Genomic DNA, 17206 nt, shown 5'->3' on the forward strand with positions numbered 1-17206 from the left:
CCTATCTACCCTGGCCGTCGCTCCGCAGTTCGACCGGGACCAGTCTCATCGGGGCACTCCACAGCCACTCCTCGGTGACGTAGGTGGCGGTCAGGAGCGTCATCAGCGCCAGGATGCGTTCCATGGAGACGGACGGGTGCGCGCCGCAGTCGCCGAACCGGCACATCCACAGCTCGAACAGGCTGTCGTCGCTGAGCTGCTCGTGGACCGAGGGGCGGGCGATGCTGAAGCCGTCCCGCCAGATGTCGACCGAGGTGCCGGCGAGCGGGAACGCGCCGGCCAGGACCCCGCCGCCGGTGGTGACCCGCCGGGCGACGCCGTCGTGCACCGGCAGGACGCCCTCCGTCTGGATGAGCACGACCCCGCCCCCGGGAGGGCTGGCGACCCGCAGGAGCTCGGCGGGGGAGGCGTGCTCGGCCTCCCACAGGGCCCCGGCCTCCACCGGCGGGCAGAGTCCGGGATCGGCCCCCAGCCGGCGGATGACCTCGTCCTCGGCGACCTCGCCGACGAAGGCGATACAGAACCCCTCGTTGTAGTCCTCGTAGGAGAACATCATCTCGTCGACGGTCTCCTGGAGCTCGCGGAGCCGCGGGCTGACGCGGGGAGCGCCGGGCAGGTGGGCGAACAGGTCGGCGAGCTCGGTGAAGAGCGCCTGAAGGCCGGGGGAGCGTCCGGCGATGCACGGCCGCCAGGGGTCGGCGCCGGCGGCCAGCAGGAGCCGGACGGCGTCGTCCTGGCCGTGGCGTACGGCCTCCCACAGGGGAGTGGCCCCGTAGCTGTCGGCGGGGTCCACCTCGGCTCCCGAGGCCAGGAGCAACTCGATCACCTTGACCGCCCCTTCCTGCGCGGCCTGGTGCAGGGGCGTCGAACGGAGCCAGAAGAGCCGCTGTCCGGGGTCGAACCCGTCGGCCAGCCGTTCCTGGATCTCCGCCAGGTTCGTGTCACTCCAGGCGCCCGCGCCACCGACCCACTCGTTGTCGCTCACTGTCGTTCCCATCTCGTAGTGCTGAGTGGATCAAATCAGTCGAAGGTGACATTTTCGATCAAAGCCAACCGTGAAAGCCGGTCGGAGACGCGGGTCGTCTCCGGCAGCCGGTAGTGAGGGGTCAGGGCCAGGACGTTGCGGCAGGCGGTGTCGAGGTCGACGCGGTGGCCGACGGAGACGAAGACCGGCTTGACCCCGTGCCGGGTGCGGAGCACGCGGCCGACGACGTCGCCGTCCAGGGTCAGGTCGGTCCACGAGCCCCGCTCGGGGGCTGGATCGGGATAGGAGCCCACGAAGGCGGTCTTGCCGACCCCGATCGTGGGCAGGCCGGTCAGCACGCCCAGATGGCAGGCCAGCCCGAAGCGGCGTGGATGGGCCAGGCCGTATCCGTCGCAGACGACCAGGTCCGGGGTGACCGTCAGGCGTTCGAGGGCCTCGAGGAGGGCGGGGACCTCCCGGAAGGCGAGCAGGCCGGGGACATAGTCGAAGGCCACCCGGCCGCCGACGGTCACCTGCTCGACGACCTCCAGCGTGCTCGCGTCCAGTACGGCCACCGCCGCCGCGAGCCGTTCCCCGTCGTAGGCCACGTCCACGCCCGCGACCGTGGCGGGCGTTCCGGGGCCCGGTCCGGTCAGGTCGAGCAGGGGCCGGAGCTCGTCCTGGATCGCCTCGGCCTCCAGGATGGTGCGGGGAGTTTGTGCCTTCATGTATACATGATCGCTATTTTTAGAGCATGAAGACACACAGTGGGAGTTTGCGGCGTTTGCTGAGGTGGCCGGTGAAGTCACTGCGGGGTGAGGAGCTCCAGGAGGCGCTGTTCGACGACCGGGGGATGGCGGGCGACCGGGCCTACTCCCTCGTCGACGATCGGGACGGCCCCGCCGGCAAGGTGCTGACCGTGCGCCGGCGTTCCGAGATGCTTCACTGGCGTGCCGCCTACGGGAGCGGCGACGCGCCGGAGCTGACCGCTCCGGACGGGACGGTCTGGCAGTGGCACGACCCCGGCCTGGCCGGGGCGCTGGCGCGGTCGCTCGGGACGCCGCTGCACCTGCGCGCGGCCGACGGGCAGCAGGACCGCGGGCCGACCGTGCTGGTCACCTTCGAGGCCTCCCTGGTGGCGCTGGAGGAGGAGCTCGGCGCGCCGGTCGATCTGCGCAGGTTCCGCCCCAACCTGCACCTCGGGCTCGACGCGCCCGCGTTCGCCGAGGAGGGCTGGGGCCCCGGCACCACGCTCACCGTGGGCGAGGTGGAGCTCGCGGTCACCGGCGACCACACCGGACCGTGCATCCGCTGTGCCGTGCCCAGCTGGGATCCGGACGGGCGGGAGCGCTGGCCCGGGCTGCAGAAGTGGCTGATCAGGGAGCACGAGAACAAGTTCGGCGTGATCATGCGGGTGACCCGGCCCGGGACCGCCCGGCGCGGGGACCGGGCGGTCGCGGATCCGCGTCCCGCGGCCGGGGAAATTAGGGTGCGGTAAGCAGATCCGCGGAGAAGGGAGCCGGACATGTCGGTGCTCGTGGCATTCAGTGTGACGCCGATCGGAGCGGGAGAGGACGTCGGCGAGCTCGTCGCCGAGGCGGTGCGGGTGGTCCGCGCGTCGGGACTGCCGAACCGGACCGACGCCATGTTCACCACCGTGGAGGGCGAGAGCTGGGACGAGGTCATGGGTGTGGTGAAGGGCGCGGTCGCGGCGGTCGAGGCGCGCTGCGGGCGGGTCAGTCTCGTGCTGAAGGCCGACGTCCGCGCCGGGCAGAGCGGGCGGCTGGACGCCAAGGTGGCCACCGTCGAGCGCCATCTCGCCCCCTAAACTCCTGGACGCCGTCCCGCGGCGGGCTCCCCGCCCCCGCGTCCCGGAGGCGTCCGCAGAGCCCTGCCGCCCCGCCCTCCGGCGGGCGCGCGGCGCGGCCCTCCGGCCGGGGACGCCGGCGGGGCCGGGGACAGTCGCAAGATCAAAGCTATTTCTGGAGCGTGGATTGATGGCGGGAAACGGATCGATCGGGCGTGTCCTCGTGGGCGGGCTGGCTCTGGCCGCCGCCGGATGGGCGCTGAAGGACATCCCGGCGGAACTGGGCGGCCGGGCCACAGGAGAGCGGCTGGCCCGGATGCTGCGCTCCCCGCGCTTCCACGACGGCGTCTTCCACAATCCCGTGCCCGGCTCCTACACGCCGCCGGTGAGCAGCGTCCCGGCGATGCTCCGGGAGCTGATCTTCGATCGTGACGGGCGGAAGCCGGGCGGGCCGATCCCGCTGGTGACCTCCCCGGCCACCCCGCCGTCCGCGGGCGGGCTGAGCGTCGTCTGGTACGGCCACGCCACCACGCTGGTGGAGATCGAGGGACGCCGCGTGCTGTTCGATCCCGTGTGGAGCGAGCGCGCGTCGCCCTCGCGGCTCGTCGGCCCGCGGCGGCTGCACCCGCTGCCGGCTCCGCTGGCCGACCTCCCGGTCCTCGACGCGATCGTGATCTCCCATGACCACTACGACCACCTCGACAGGGCCACGGTCCGCGCGCTGACCGCCCTCCAGAGCGCCCCCTTCCTGGTCCCGCTGGGCATCGGCGCCCATCTGGAGCGCTGGGGCGTGCCCGCCTCGCGGATCGTCGAGCTCGACTGGGAGGAGGAGGCGACCGTCGCCGGACTGCGGTTCGTCGCCACCGCCGCCCGGCACTTCTCCGGGCGCGCCCTCACCCGCAACACCACCCTCTGGGGCTCATGGGTTGTCGCGGGGCGGACCAGGCGGGTCTTCTACGCGGGAGACTCCGGCTACTTCGACGGATACGCCGGCATCGGCGCCGCGCACGGCCCGTTCGACCTCACGCTGATGCCGATCGGCGCCTACAGCCCCGCCTGGCCCGACATCCACATGGATCCCGAGGAGGCGATCGACGCGCACCTCGACCTGGGCGGCAGGCTGCTCCTGCCGGTGCACTGGGCGACCTTCACCCTGGCCGTCCACCCGTGGGCCGAGCCCGTCGACCGGCTCCGGCACGAGGCCAAGGCCCGCGGCGTCCGGCTCGCGGTGCCCCGGCCCGGTGATCGCGTCGATACCGACGACGTCCCCCTGCTGGACGGCTGGTGGGAGCTGCTCGGCATCTGACGCGCGGACGGGGCGTCAGGCCCGCGAGGCGCGCGCCGAAAGACGGGTGCGGACGACGAGGTCGTTCAGGACCCCGGCCGAGGTCGCGGCGTCGGGGAGGTGAGAGGCGTCCCTCGCCTCCTCCAGCTCCGCGGTCAGGCGGGCGACGTCGTGCGCCAGCCGTACCGCGCCGGGGGCTCCGGGGGGCGTCGGGCCGTGCTCGGCGGAGCGCTTGGCGGCCATCAGGTCGGCCAGGTACGGCGGGGCCCCGGCGACGAGACCGGTGAGCAGGGTGAGGTCGGCGACCAGGAGGCCGGTGCGCATCAGGTGGATGCCGGTCAGCAGCACCCGGAAGGTGTAGAGCAGCGGCTTGAGCTCGCCGGAGCGTTCGAACAGGCGCCACTGGGTACGGGCGAAGCCCAGGTAGTGGTGGGCGTGGTGGCGGGTGAGGCAGCCGGGGGCGGCGGCGACCATCTCCCGGTGGACGGGGGAGGTGGCCACCACCAGCGGGGAGAGCAGTTGCTCCAGCACGTAGCCGTTGCGGCGCAGCAGCAGGTGGCAGAACTTGGCCAGGTCGTGGGTGACCAAATCCACCTCGACGCCGTGCCGTGTCCAGGAGCGGGTCACGGTCTCCTCGCCGGTGCGCAGGCCGACCACCTGCTCCAGGGGCAGGACATGCACGCCGCGCAGGTCGACGTCGGAGTCCGCGGAGGGGAAGCCGTACAGGTGTGCGCCGCTGACCGTCACGAAGGCCGGCGGGGCGGCCTGCTCGGCGGGGATCTCGGCCAGCCAGGCGGGCAGGGTGACGGTCACAGCGCGGCCTTTCTCGTGGTCGTCAGGTAGTCCTCGACGCGCCGCCGGTCCGGCTCGCCGGGAAGCGCGCTCGTGTCAGGGAAGGCCGCCGTCAGCTCCGCGCGCCACCGCTGGACCTCGGCCCAGGAGACCTCGCCCCGCCGTACGGCGAGCAGCCGGTCACGGTGGTCGTCCATGCGGACCAGCGGTTCGCCGTGGCGGGCCAGGTGCAGGCCGCTGATCAGCAGCCGGATCATGTGCATCGCCTGCTTCCACCGGGGGCGCTCGGGGTCCAGGCGGCGGAACTGGGCGTCGGCGTATCCGGTGAAGGTGCGGTGGGCCCGCCCGGACAGGAAGGCGCGCCGGATCGCGAGCAGGTCCTCGCCCGCGGGGGTGACCTGCTCGACGATCGGCGACCACAGGCACTCCAGGACCGTCGGGTTGGCCTCCAGGGCGAGGCCGCAGAAGCGCTCGACCTCCCAGGAGAACTGCTCGGGCAGCGGCCCCTCGACGTGCGTGGGCGGCTTGGCCAGCCGCCAGAACAGCGGGGTCGGCGCCACGAAGACCCCGCGCCGGTCCACGTCGGAGTCCTCGGTCTCCAGCCCGTAGGCGCGGGAGCCGACCACGACCGACAGCACCAGGTGGTCGGGGACGTACCGTACTTCCATCCGCCAAGCCTGCCAGCCCGGCAGCGGTCCCCGACACGGGTTTTCCGGCGCCGTGCCCCCGGCCGGGCCGCGGCGGCTCTCGTGATCTTTCGAGGGCCGAGGGGGTTCACGCCGTCTCGCGGCTGTCGAACCGGGTGAGATCCGCCTTACCGCGCCAATATGATGTTTCCCGGTTTACCGATCTACGGGCCGGACATGACCGTGTCTTTGTGCGGGCGGCCGGTGTGATCCATCTGGGGGGACAGTGCCGGCCTTCGTCGTGCGTGTTGTGAGGTCGTCGAACCGATGAGTTCCCCGGCCGACAGAGCGAAGATCACCCTCTACGACTACGAGCGGTTCAGCCAGCTCGCCGGGCCCGTGACCGAACCGGAGCCCGGACGGCCGTACCGCGTCCAGTACCGCTCCATGCTCGCCGGCGAGCCGCACCGGGTGCGGGCGGTGCTGCTGATGGTCGCCGCGCTCGTCGTGGAGTTCACCATGATGGCCTGGCTGCTCCTGCCCAGCCACTGGACCGTGCGCGTCGACCCCTACGACATGCTCCCGTGGTACATCCCGGCCGCCGACAAGGTCATGCTCGTGGCGATCGCCCTGATCGAGATATTCCGCCTGGTCAGCGTGGTCTCCAACGTGCACGCCATGCTGGCGGCCAGGGACCCCCTCCCGGTCCCGCCCGAGCCGGGCAGCAGGGTGGCGTTCATCACCACCTGCGTGCCCGGCAAGGAGCCGCTGGAGATGGTCAGGGAGACCCTGTCCGCCGCCCTGCAGATCCGCCATGACGGCGTGCTCGACGTGTGGCTGCTGGACGAGGGCGACGACCCCGAGATCCGCGAGCTCTGCGACTGGCTGGGCGCCCGCCACTTCAGCCGCAAGGGCGTGCCCGAGTGGAACCAGGCGAAGGGCTCCTTCCGGGCGAAGACCAAGCACGGCAACTACAACAGCTGGCTGGACGCCCATGGCGACGACTACGACTTCTTCGTCTCGGTCGACACCGACCACGTGCCGCTGCCGGAGTTCTGCGAGCGCATGCTCGGATACTTCCGAGACCCGCGCGTGGCCTTCGTGGTCGGCCCCCAGGTCTACGGCAACTACACCGCCGGGGTCACCAAGGCCGCCGAGAGCCAGCAGTTCCTCTTCCACTCCCTGATCCAGCGCGCCGGCAACCTGTACGGGGCGCCGATGTTCGTCGGCACCAACAACGCGGTACGGATCCGGGCGCTCAAGCAGATCGGCGGCCTGTACGACTCGATCACCGAGGACATGGCCACCGGCATCGAGTTCCACCGCTCCCGCGACCCGGAGACCGGTGAGCGCTGGATGTCGGTCTACACCCCGGACGTGCTCGCCGTGGGTGAGGGGCCGTCGTCGTGGACCGACTTCTTCACCCAGCAGCTCCGCTGGAGCAGGGGCACCTACGAGACGCTGCTCACCCAGTTCTGGCGGGCGGCGTTCCGGCTGTCGCCCGGACGGCTGTTCAACTACGGCCTGATGGTGACGTTCTATCCGATGTCCGCGCTCAACTGGCTGCTGGCCGGGCTGAGCGCCACCCTCTTCATGGCGGTGGGCGGCTCGGGCGTGACCGTGCCCATGGACGTGTGGCTGATGCTGTACGGCGACGCCGCGCTGCTGCAGATCATGCTCTACACCTGGAACCGCCGGCACAACGTCAGCCCGCACGAGCCGGAGGGCTCCTCCGGGGTCGCGGGGATGGTCATGTCGGCGCTGTCGGCGCCCATCTACGTGGCCTCGCTGATCGGGGCCGCGCTGCGGCGGCCGAGCAAGTTCGTGGTCACCCCCAAGGGCGATTCGGCCAGTCCCGACCAGATCGCCACCTTCCGCATCCACCTGTGGTGGGCCGTGATCTTCGGCGGGGGGCTGCTGCTCACCGTCTTCTGGACCGGGCACGTGCACCTGGTCATGACCCTGTGGGTGTTTCTCGCCCTCGTGATCTGCCTGGGGCCCCTGGCGACCTGGGCGTGGAGCAGCCGAGGTAACCGTTGAGCCGTCTGCGTAAGAACCTGATCGCCGCCGCCGTGATCGCCGTGATCGTCGGGGTCAACCTGCCGGCCGTCGCCGGTTTCGCCTCCCGCCAGTGGCACGACTACCGGATCAACCGGGACGACTACAAGGCGCGCTACGGCCACTGGAGCTTCCTGGACGTCCCCGACGAGTTCAAGGTCAACGCCATCCACGCGGCGCTGCTGCGCACCGGCAAGGTGCTCATCGTCGCCGGCTCCGGCAACAACGCCGCCAACTTCGACAAGGGCACCTTCAAGACCGTGCTCTGGGACCCGACCAAGCCGGGGCAGGCGGGCGAGTTCAAGATGATCGACACGCCCGTCGACTTCTTCTGCGCCGGACACGTGCTGCTGCCGAACGGCAACCTCCTCATCGCCGGTGGCACGCTCCGCTTCGAGGTGCTCAAGAGCAAGGTGAAGAGGGCCGGAGGGGCCCTGGTGGTGAAGAACGAGAGCCCGCACATCAGGAGGCAGCTCCACCCCGGCACCCTGATCGCGGCCCCCAGCGGGAGGCTCTACCGCACCACCGCGCACATCACGGTGCCCCCCGCCGAGAAGATCGAGAGCGGCGTGCCGGGCAAGGCCCGGATCAAGCCCAGCGAGACCAAGGTCTTCGCCGAGTCCGTGGTCGAGGGCGTCCCCGGCGTCTTCACCTCGCCCGGCGGCTACGTCAAGTACGAGATCCAGGGGCTGACCGGCAGGGAGAAGCGGAACCTGTACGCCATGGGCGCCGACATGACGCTTGAGAAGCAGGACTTCCAGGGCATCAAGGACGCCTACGAGTTCGATCCGATCGCCGAGCGCTACATCAAGGTCCAGGACATGGCCGAGGGGCGCTGGTACCCGACGATGACCGCCCTGCCCGACGGCAAGGTGATGACGGTCTCCGGCCTGGACACCGTGGGACAGATCACCAGGGACAACGAGTTCTACGACCCGCAGACCAGAAGCTGGATCCCGGGGCCCAAGCGGTTCTTCCCCAGCTACCCGGCGCTGTTCCTGCTGGACGACGACACCCTGTTCTTCTCCGGCATGAGCGCCGGATACGGCCCGGGGCAGCTCGCGCTCCGTCCCCCCGGCATCTGGGACTACCGCCGCGACACCGACCGCCTGATCAAGTCCGCCGGCGGCGTCGGCGGCGTGGCGCCCGACGAGATGGAGGCCTTCACCCCGGTCCCCGGGCTGCCCGAGCCGGAGCTCAACGAGACCGGCGCCTCGGTGCTGCTGCCCCCAGCGCAGGACCAGCGGATCATGGTGATGGGCGGCGGGCCGGTCGGGGAGCGCCAGCCGGGCCTGCCCAACGCCACCGCCCGGACCGCCATCATCGACCTCAAGCAGCCCGAGCCCCGCTACGTCCGCGGCCCGAACCTCTCCGACCCGGTGCGCTACCCGTCGGCGGTGCTGCTCCCCGACGACACCGTGTTCTCCTTCAACGGCTCCAGCGACTACCGCGGAAGGGGCGAAAGCGACATCCTGCGGGCCGAGGTCTACCGCCCCAAGAGCAACAGCTTCCACGAGGCCGCAGCGCCCGCGGTGGGCCGCAACTACCACGCCGAGGGCCTGCTGCTGCCCGACGGCCGGGTGCTCAGCATGGGCTCCGACCCGCTCTTCGCCGACGAGGCGGGCACGGTGCCCGGCTCGTTCGACCAGCGGATCGAGATCTACACCCCGCCCTACCTGCACAACGGCGAGAAGCGGCCGATGATCACCGATGGGCGGCGGATGCTCCGGATGGGCTCCCGGGCGGGGTTCAAGACCCCCGACGCCGAGCGCATCCAGGAGGTCCGGCTGATGCGGCCGAGCGCGGTCACCCATGTCACGGACGTGGAACAGCGCTCCATCAAGCTCGACTTCACCCGGGTGCCCACCGGCATCGTCGTCACGGTCCCGACCAACCCCGCCCTGGCTCCGCCCGGCTGGTACATGCTGTTCGGAGTCACCGCGAAGGGGACCCCGTCCCCGGCCCGCTGGGTCCACCTCGGAGGAGATCGATGAACAGGTACGGCCGCGCGGCCGCCGCGCTGGCCTTCGCCCTCGTGGCGACGGCCTGCGGCGAAGGTCCCCCCTCGACCACGGACGGCTCCGGCGCGACGCGCTTCTACGTCGACCCCGAAGGCACCGCCGTCGGCGAGCTCCGCAGGCTGGAGGGGGAGGGGAAGACCGAGGACGCGGCGCTGATCCGCAGGATCGCCGAACAGCCGAACGCGATCTGGATCGGTGACCAGGACCCGCACGCCAGGGTCTCCGACATCACCGCCAAGGCGCAGGAGGCCGGCCAGGTGCCGGTCCTGGTGGCCTACCACATCCCCGACCGCGACTGCGGCCAGTTCTCGGCGGGCGGCGCCGCGAGCGCCGACGAGTACCGCTCGTGGATCGGCCGCTTCGCCGAGGCCGTCGGCGACCGCCCCGCCTGGGTCGTCGTCGAACCCGACGCGCTGGCCCACATCCTCGACAGCTGCACCCAGGGCGGCAGGGCGGCCGAACGCCTCGGCCTGCTCCGGGAGGCGGTGCGGACGCTGAAGAAGCAGCCCAACACCAAGGTCTACCTGGACGCCGGGAACGCCGGCTGGATCCAGAACGCCGACGAATGGGCCGAGCCGATGCGGCAGGCCGGGGCGACCGAGGCGGACGGCTTCGCCTTCAACGTCAGCAACTTCTTCACCACCGAGGAGAGCGTCGCCGCCGCCCGGCGCCTGTCGGACGGGCTCGGCGGGGCGCACTACGTGATCGACACCTCGCGCAACGGCAACGGCCCGCTGCGCGAGGGCGCCGACACCTGGTGCAACCCCAGGGGCCGGGCCCTGGGCGCGGAGCCGACGACCCGGACCGGGCACGACCGGGTGGACGCCTTCCTGTGGATCAAACGGCCCGGGGAGTCCGACGGCGACTGCCACCGGGGAGAGCCCCGGCCGGGTGAGTGGTTCTCCTCCTACGCCCTGGAACTCGCGCGAAACGCGGGATAACCGCTCGATCCTTTACACCATGGATCTTGCAGGTGAAGATTGCTTCGCAGGACATTGACCGGAGTCGTCAGATTTCCATCGACCCTCTCGGAGTCCCCCTCGATGACCAGATGGAAGACAGTCCTCATCGCCCTGGCGGTCGCCGTGCCCTCCGGCGCCCTGCCCGCCGCGGCCGCGCGATCCGCGACCGCCCCGATGGAGAGCAGCGCGGTCGCGCGATCCGCGTCCGCCCCGATCCAGAACAACGAGACCCAGCCCGTCTACTCGCGCGCCGACGCCCTGGCCGAGACCGTGTTCGTCGAGGTCGCCGGGGTCGACAGCGACCGTGACGGCCGTCCGGACCGGGTCGCCGTCGACATCATGCGGCCCAAGGAGACCGCCTCCGGGCTGAAGGTCCCCGTCATCATGGAGGCCAGCCCCTACTACGCGGGCGGCAACGACGTGCCCAACCACGTGGTGGACCTCGACGGGTCCGACCCCGCGGGCATGGAGTACCGGCGCAACAAGTTCAACGACCTGCGCGACGAGATGTTCGGCCTCGACGAGGACATGGCCACCTCCCGCGCGGCCGCGCCGCCCTTCCGCGGCTACTACGACAACTACTTCGTGCCGCGCGGCTACGCGGTCGCGCTGGTGGAGAACCTCGGCTCCGGCCGCGCGACCGGCTGCCCGACGACCGGCCTGGCCAACGAGACCGCCGGCCCCAAGGCCGCCATCGACTGGCTCAACGGCCGGGCCCGGGGCTTCGACGCGTCCGGGAACGAGATCCGGGCCGACTGGTCGACCGGCAACGTCGGCATGACCGGCGTCTCCTACAACGGCACGCTCTCCTACGCCGTCGCCGCGACCGGCGTCAAGGGGCTCAAGACGATCGTGCCGATCGCGGCCATCTCCTCCTGGTACGACTACTACCGGGCCAACGGCGGCGTGATCGCCGCCGGCGGCTACCAGGGCGAGGACGCCGACGTGCTGGCCCGTTACGTCCTCACCAGGGAGAACGCCGAGCAGGCCTGCGGCGCGCTGATGGACGAGATCGAGCGCGACCAGGACCGGGTCACCGGCGACTACTCCGCCTTCTGGGACGGGCGCAACTACCTCAACGACGTGAGCAAGGTCCGCGCCAGCGTCTTCGTGGTCCACGGCCTCAACGACTGGAACGTCAAGACCAAGCAGGCCGTCCAGTGGTGGGACGCGCTCGACCGGCGGGATGTGCCGCGCAAGATCTGGCTCCACCAGGGCGCCCACTTCAACCCCTTCTCCTTCGCCCAGCGCAACACCGAGTGGCTGCGCCAGCTCCACCACTGGTTCGACTTCTACCTGTACGGCCTGCGCAACGGCATCATGGACGAGCCGCAGGCGGACGTGGAGTCGGGGCCGGGCCAGTGGGCCCAGCACGCCTCGTGGCCGCTGCCCGGCACCCGTGACGTACGGCTGCGCCTGGCGGCCGGGACGGGCGGCCAGAACGGCACCCTGAGCCGGGAGCGCTCCGGCGGCCGCGCCGTGGAGTCCTTCACCGACCAGAACGTCCGCACGGCCGAGCAGCTGGCCGAGAACGTCACGGCCACCGACCCCAACCGGCTGGCCTACCTGTCGCCGGCGCTGGCGACGGACGCCCGGCTCTCCGGCACGCCGAGCGTCTCGGTCAAGGCGGCGTTCGGCGGCGGTCGCTCGCCGTACCTGACGGCCCTGCTGGTCGACTACGGCACCGACGCCCGCGCCTACGGCGGTGTCAGCTACGGCCCCACCCCGGTCTGCTACGGCCAGGGCGTGCCGGGGGACACCGGCTGCGCCCGCCTCGCCGAGCACGTCCCGGTGACCGCCCCCTACAAGATCATCACCAGGGGCTGGATCGACGTCCGCAACCGACACTCCGCCTCCCGGACCGAACTGCTCCGCGAGGGCCGCTTCTACGACTTCGACTTCGACCTCCAGCCCACCGACTACGTCGTCAAGGCCGGTCACCGGATCGGTGTCGTGCTCATCTCCACCGACCGCGACTTCACGCTCCGGCTGCCCGCCGGGACCGGCGTCTCGGTCGAGCCCGGTGACAGCTCCGTCGAGCTCCCCCTGGTCGGTGGCCGATCGGCTCTCGGCCGGCTGTACTGACCGCCCTTCCGGTGGGCGGGCCGTCGCCGGGGATCGACGCCCGGCGGCGGCCCGTACGGGTGCCGGCTCTTGACGGGGAGCCGGACCACTGATGGAGTGATCCGCGATATGCGCCGTTCAGGGAGTTCATCGGCGGGCCGGTGGCATCGATGGACACCGTTCGCCCTGGCCGTCGCGGGGTTGACGGCCGTCGCCCTCGCCGCGGACGGGATCCGGCTCGACGGCGCGTTCGACCTCGGCGTCCTCGTCCCGGAGCCCCCCGTGCGCAGTCCCGTCCCGGTCCGGAACCGGAGCGCCGACGTCCTGCCCGTGGGCGAGGACCCGACGGGGCGGTTCGCCTTCTGGGCCGTGGTCGTGATCGGCGCCATGCTCGCCGCGCCCGTGATCGTCATGCTGGTCAGGATGCTCATGCGCTCCGGCGACCGGCCGCCCGCGGTCCGCCCCGCGCAGGAGAGGCCGGCCGCCGCCGCCGAGATGCGGGCCGCGCTCCGGGCGGGCCTGACCGACCTCGACGCCGGGGACGACCCGCGCCGCGCCGTGATCGCCTGCTGGCTCCGGCTGGAACACGCCGCCGCCGGGGCCGGGACCCCGCGCCTGGCCGCCGACACCCCCGGCGACCTGGTCACCCGGCTGCTCGCCGCGCACAGGGTGAGCGGCCCGGCGCTCGGCCGCCTCGCCGCCGCCTACCGCCAGGCGCGCTACGCCCCCCACGAGGTGACCGGATCGCTGCGCGGCACGGCCCGGCGAGCGCTGGCCGAGGTGGACGCGGAGCTGTCGCCTTGACGGCCCTCCTGTGGCACCTCGGGATCCTGACGGCCGCCGCCGCGCTGGCCGTCGTGATCGTCCGCCGGATCCCGGTCATCCCGCCGAAGCCGCCCGTGCCGCCCCGCGCGGCCGCCGCCGCGGAGCCGGCGGACCGGGCGTTCGCCCAGGCCCGGTGGTGGGAGCATCGGCTCGCCTCCACCCGGGACGACCTGCCCAGGTTCCGCTCGCTCGTCCAGCGCCGCCTGGCCGAACTGGCCGTGGAACGGCTCCGTCGGCGGCACGGCGCGATCGGCCCCGGCCGGGCCGCGGAGATCCTCGGCGGCGAGCTGTACGAGCTGATCACCGTCCCCGTGGCGGCGGTCCCGACCCGCGCCGAGCTGGCCCGCCTGATCGCGCGCATCGAGGAGATATAAATGGAACCCGCCGAGGTGGGCAGGCACGCACGCGAGGTGCTCGACCGGGTCAACACCGTCGTGGTCGGCAAGCGTGAGGCGCTGGAGCTGGTGCTGGCCGGAATCCTGGCCGGCGGGCATGTGCTCCTGGAGGACTTCCCCGGCCTGGCCAAGACCCTCACCGCCCGCTGCTTCGGGCAGGTCCTCGGCCTGGACTTCACCCGCCTGCAGTTCACCCCCGACCTGCTGCCGGCCGATGTGACCGGCTCGTTCCTCTACAACCAGCGCGACGGCGACTTCGTCTTCCGCAGGGGCCCGGTCTTCACCAACCTGCTGCTCGCCGACGAGATCAACCGCACTCCGCCCAAGACCCAGGCGGCCCTGCTGGAAGCCATGCAGGAACGCCAGGTCAGCGTCGAAGGCGTCACGCACCCGCTGCGGGCCCCGTTCCACGTGCTCGCCACCGCCAACCCGATCGAGTACGAGGGCACCTACCCGCTGCCCGAGGCCCAGCTCGACCGGTTCCTGCTCCGGGTGTCCTTCGGCTACCCCTCCCCGGAGGAGGAGTGGACGATGCTGGGACGCCGGATGGCCCGCCGTACCGAGGAGAGCACGCTCGAACCCGTCGTGGACGCCGTCACCCTCCAGGAGATGCAGCGGGCCCTGGAGGACGTGGCCGTGGAGGACTCGGTCGGCCGCTACATCGTCGACCTCGTGTCCGCCACCCGGGAGCACCCCCAGCTCCAGGTCGGGGCCTCCCCCCGCGGCTCGCTGGCCCTGCTGCTGACCTCCCGCGCCCGCGCGGTGCTCGACGGCCGCGACTACGTCATCCCCGAGGACGTCAAGCGGGTCGCCCCGGCCGCGCTGTCCCACCGGATCAGCCTCCGTCCGGAGATGTGGCTGCGCCGCGTCGACCCGGTCTCGATCATCGAGGAGGTCTGCGCCCGCACCCCCGTCCCTCCTTCCGGGCAGCTCCCCGCCTACACCGGTGGCGAGTGATGTGGACCTCCACCGCGGCGCTGCGGCGTGCCGTCGTCCTCAGCGCCGGGCTGTGCCTGCTCGCGGTGACGCTGGGCCGGGTGGACCTGCTGGTCATGGCCGCGCCGTTCGTACTGGGCACGGCTCTCGGCCTGCGTTCCCGGCCGGCCGGGTCCCCCCGGGCCGCCCTCCACCTCGCCGGCGCCGCCGTCACCGAGGGCGGCGCCGTCAGCGCCTCGGTCACCGTGGAGGCCGCCCGCTCGACGCTGTGCGTGGTCAGCCCCGCCGTCTCGCCCGGCCTGGACCAGGACGTCGGGCACCACGTCGCGGCGCTGCCCGCCGACGTGGCGCTCACCGGCAGGGCCCGGCGCTGGGGCGTCCATCCGCTGGGGCCGGTGCGGGTCCGGGTGATCGCCTGTGACGGGCTGCTGGAGTTCCCCGAACTGGTGCTGCCCGCCGGGAACGTGCGGGCCCTGCCCGTCGCCGAGCCGTTCGCCTCGCACGTCTCCGTGCCCCGGGCCGACGGGATGTCCGGGATCCACCGGTCCCGCCGGCTCGGGGAGGGCGGGGAGCTCGCCGGGGTACGGCCCTACCGGCCGGGTGACCGGCTGCGCCGCATCGACTGGCGGACCACCCTGCGCACCCGCGAGCCGTACGTCAACGCCACCCAGCCCGAACGCGACGCCGAGATCGTGCTGCTGCTGGACGTCCTGCACGAGGCGGGCGGCGACGACGGCACGGCGAGCGTGCTGGACGTCACGGTCCGTGCCGCCGCCGCGATCGCCGAGCACTACACCCGCCAGGGCGACAGGGTCTCCCTGGCGGAGTTCGGGCCCCGGCTGCGGAGGCTGCGCCCCGGCACGGGCCGGCGGCACCATCTGGCCCAGCTCGCCTGGCTGGCCGAGATCAGGCCCATGCCCGACGGCTGGGACGCGCTCGGAGACCGGCCGCCGATCGCCGGGCCGCCGGCCTCCAACGCCCTGGTCATCATGCTCACCCCGCTCCTGGACCCGCGCAGCGCCACCGCCCTGGCCACCCTGGCCCGCACCCGCCGCCCCCTGGTCGCGGTCGACACCCTGCCCGACGGACTCCGCCGCCGGGCCGAGGCCGAATGGTCGGACCTGGCGGAGCGGCTCTGGCGGCTGGAACGCGAGAACACCATCGGCCGCCTGCGCGAGGCCGGGGTTCCGGTCGAGGCGTGGCGCGGCTCGGGCAGCCTGGACGCGATCCTGCGCGACGCCGCCCGGATCGCCGCGGTGCCGCGGTGACCACGCTGCACTCGCTGAGCTGGCGGATGCTGATGTGGGCCTGCGGAACGACGGCCCTGCTCGTGGCGATGCCGCCGGACTACCGCGCCGGGATCGTCATGCCGCTGCTGGCCGCCCTGATCGGCCTGCTCGCGGCCGCGGAGCCGGAGAACGCCTGGGTGCTCTGCCTGGAGGTCGTGACCGTGGTGGCCTGGCTGCTGACCACCGTCGTGTACGGCCACGCCCCGTCCTGGACCGTGGCCCTGGCCATCGGGGCGCTCCTCTACGTCCACCACGGCATGGCCGCCATCGCCGCCCACATACCGGTGCGAGCGCGCATCCCCGTGCCGCTGGCGGCCGGCTGGCTGGGCCGGACCGGGGGCGCGCTCGCCGCGTCCGCCGCCGTGTGCCTGCCCGTCACCGTGGTGACCGGCGGCGCCTCCGCGATTCCCCCGGCCCTGGCCGTCGTCCTCGGGGCCGGGGGAGCGCTCGGCGTCGTCTACGCCCTGACGCGGGGCGCCGGCGGGGCGGGCGGCGATCAGTAGTGTTCGAGGACGCCGTGGGCGACCACGGTGCCGCTCTCAGCGGCCGGCCGCACCCCCGTGACGCGTTCGGCCAGCTTCAGCGCGGCGGCGAGACCTCCCTCCGACCGCTCGCCCACCAGCCCGAGCTCGATCCGCTCGGAGAGGTGGTCCTCGGCGATGCCGTCCTCGTCGCCGGGGAACAGCGGGTCGAACTCGAGGGTCCGCCGCCCGTCGGCGTAGTGCACGAAGACCGCGACCGCGTTCACGTTGCGGAAGACGCTCGCCGTCACCGTCCCGGCCGACAGCGACACCAGGATCTCCGGCAGGGTCCCGGCGAAGCCGTTGGACTCGCTGAGGATGGTGCCGCCCTCGGCGGCGCGGGCCTCGATGAGGCCATCGTCGTAGTCGTCCGGCTCGTCGTCTCCGATGTCCTCGGCGCCCGTGCGGGCGAGGGCCTCCCGGGGGGTGAGACCGCGCACGAAGGTCGCACAGAAGGCCTCGTCGTCGAGCCAGTCGTAGTCACGCATGGGGGGTCCGGTTCTCTTCGGGGAAGGGTCGAAGAGATCTTGGCAGCCGGGTCCGACAGAAAGCGGGCGACGGCGGGGAGGGCCCTCCGCTCCCGAGCATGTCCCTAGCCGCCAGGTAGCGGGGGTGAGAGGTCACGATTGCGGTTCGTGACCGTTGCGGAGCGGTGAATGTG

17 protein-coding genes are annotated in these 17206 nt (G+C 72.3%); 12 read left to right on the forward strand and 5 right to left on the reverse strand.

The genetic code is table 11. The annotated features are described in order from the left end of the window. Position 1: 1 nt before the first annotated feature. A complete protein-coding gene (locus SROS_RS18915) occupies positions 2 to 997 on the reverse strand; it encodes an ankyrin repeat domain-containing protein (RefSeq protein ID WP_012890558.1) in 996 nt (331 codons plus the stop codon). A 23-nt stretch (positions 998 to 1020) separates the two neighbouring features. Next, the gene (locus SROS_RS18920) at positions 1021 to 1692 is read right to left on the reverse strand and encodes an endonuclease V (protein ID WP_012890559.1); all 672 of its coding nucleotides are present in this window, start codon (positions 1690 to 1692) and stop codon (positions 1021 to 1023) included. A 26-nt stretch (positions 1693 to 1718) separates the two neighbouring features. Between SROS_RS18920 and SROS_RS18925 the strand changes: the two genes are divergently transcribed. From SROS_RS18925 to SROS_RS18935, 3 genes are all read left to right on the forward strand, one after another. Further along, positions 1719 to 2462: an MOSC domain-containing protein gene (locus SROS_RS18925; protein WP_012890560.1), complete on the forward strand. Its 744-nt coding sequence runs from the start codon at positions 1719 to 1721 to the stop codon at positions 2460 to 2462. A gap of 27 nt (positions 2463 to 2489) precedes the next feature. Next, positions 2490 to 2792, forward strand: a complete 303-nt coding sequence (locus tag SROS_RS18930; protein WP_012890561.1) for a thiamine-binding protein — start codon at positions 2490 to 2492, stop codon at positions 2790 to 2792. Between the two features lie 169 nt (positions 2793 to 2961). Continuing rightward, positions 2962 to 4077: an MBL fold metallo-hydrolase gene (locus SROS_RS18935; RefSeq protein WP_012890562.1), complete on the forward strand. Its 1116-nt coding sequence runs from the start codon at positions 2962 to 2964 to the stop codon at positions 4075 to 4077. Between the two features lie 15 nt (positions 4078 to 4092). Here SROS_RS18935 and SROS_RS18940 read toward each other — a convergent pair whose 3' ends face one another. Next, positions 4093 to 4869: a nucleotidyltransferase domain-containing protein gene (locus tag SROS_RS18940; RefSeq protein ID WP_012890563.1), complete on the reverse strand. Its 777-nt coding sequence runs from the start codon at positions 4867 to 4869 to the stop codon at positions 4093 to 4095. Continuing rightward, on the reverse strand, positions 4866 to 5516 hold the full coding sequence (locus SROS_RS18945) for a nucleotidyltransferase domain-containing protein (protein ID WP_012890564.1): 651 nt from the start codon (positions 5514 to 5516) through the stop codon (positions 4866 to 4868). The genes SROS_RS18940 and SROS_RS18945 overlap by 4 nt, the downstream gene beginning before the upstream one ends. Before the next feature lie 285 nt (positions 5517 to 5801). Between SROS_RS18945 and SROS_RS18950 the strand changes: the two genes are divergently transcribed. The 9 genes from SROS_RS18950 (at position 5802) to SROS_RS46050 (ending at position 16527) form a co-directional block, all read left to right on the forward strand. Beyond that, complete coding sequence (locus SROS_RS18950; protein WP_012890565.1) at positions 5802 to 7514, forward strand: glycosyltransferase family 2 protein; 1713 nt, start codon at positions 5802 to 5804, stop codon at positions 7512 to 7514. Next, the gene (gene glxA / locus SROS_RS18955; RefSeq protein ID WP_012890566.1) at positions 7511 to 9526 is read left to right on the forward strand and encodes a radical copper oxidase GlxA; all 2016 of its coding nucleotides are present in this window, start codon (positions 7511 to 7513) and stop codon (positions 9524 to 9526) included. Before SROS_RS18950 ends, glxA begins: the two co-directional genes overlap by 4 nt. Further along, complete coding sequence (locus SROS_RS18960; RefSeq protein ID WP_012890567.1) at positions 9523 to 10494, forward strand: glycoside hydrolase family 6 protein; 972 nt, start codon at positions 9523 to 9525, stop codon at positions 10492 to 10494. Before glxA ends, SROS_RS18960 begins: the two co-directional genes overlap by 4 nt. A 102-nt stretch (positions 10495 to 10596) precedes the next feature. Further along, positions 10597 to 12600 (forward strand): Xaa-Pro dipeptidyl-peptidase, encoded by a 2004-nt coding sequence (locus SROS_RS18965; protein ID WP_012890568.1) that lies wholly within the window; start codon positions 10597 to 10599, stop codon positions 12598 to 12600. A 108-nt stretch (positions 12601 to 12708) separates the two neighbouring features. Beyond that, positions 12709 to 13383: a DUF4129 domain-containing protein gene (locus tag SROS_RS51840; RefSeq protein ID WP_012890569.1), complete on the forward strand. Its 675-nt coding sequence runs from the start codon at positions 12709 to 12711 to the stop codon at positions 13381 to 13383. Continuing rightward, a complete protein-coding gene (locus SROS_RS18975; protein ID WP_012890570.1) occupies positions 13380 to 13778 on the forward strand; it encodes a hypothetical protein in 399 nt (132 codons plus the stop codon). The genes SROS_RS51840 and SROS_RS18975 overlap by 4 nt, the downstream gene beginning before the upstream one ends. After that, positions 13779 to 14756, forward strand: a complete 978-nt coding sequence (locus SROS_RS18980) for an AAA family ATPase (RefSeq protein ID WP_012890571.1) — start codon at positions 13779 to 13781, stop codon at positions 14754 to 14756. It abuts the gene before it with no gap. After that, complete coding sequence (locus tag SROS_RS18985; protein WP_012890572.1) at positions 14756 to 16003, forward strand: DUF58 domain-containing protein; 1248 nt, start codon at positions 14756 to 14758, stop codon at positions 16001 to 16003. Before SROS_RS18980 ends, SROS_RS18985 begins: the two co-directional genes overlap by 1 nt. Beyond that, positions 16000 to 16527: a hypothetical protein gene (locus SROS_RS46050; protein ID WP_012890573.1), complete on the forward strand. Its 528-nt coding sequence runs from the start codon at positions 16000 to 16002 to the stop codon at positions 16525 to 16527. Before SROS_RS18985 ends, SROS_RS46050 begins: the two co-directional genes overlap by 4 nt. On the opposite strand, the gene SROS_RS46055 is transcribed toward SROS_RS46050, so the two are convergent. Beyond that, the gene (locus tag SROS_RS46055) at positions 16521 to 17033 is read right to left on the reverse strand and encodes a DUF6461 domain-containing protein (protein WP_012890574.1); all 513 of its coding nucleotides are present in this window, start codon (positions 17031 to 17033) and stop codon (positions 16521 to 16523) included. The genes SROS_RS46050 and SROS_RS46055 overlap by 7 nt on opposite strands. Positions 17034 to 17206 lie beyond the last annotated feature (173 nt).

Source organism: Streptosporangium roseum DSM 43021, from assembly GCF_000024865.1.
Taxonomy (GTDB): domain Bacteria; phylum Actinomycetota; class Actinomycetes; order Streptosporangiales; family Streptosporangiaceae; genus Streptosporangium; species Streptosporangium roseum.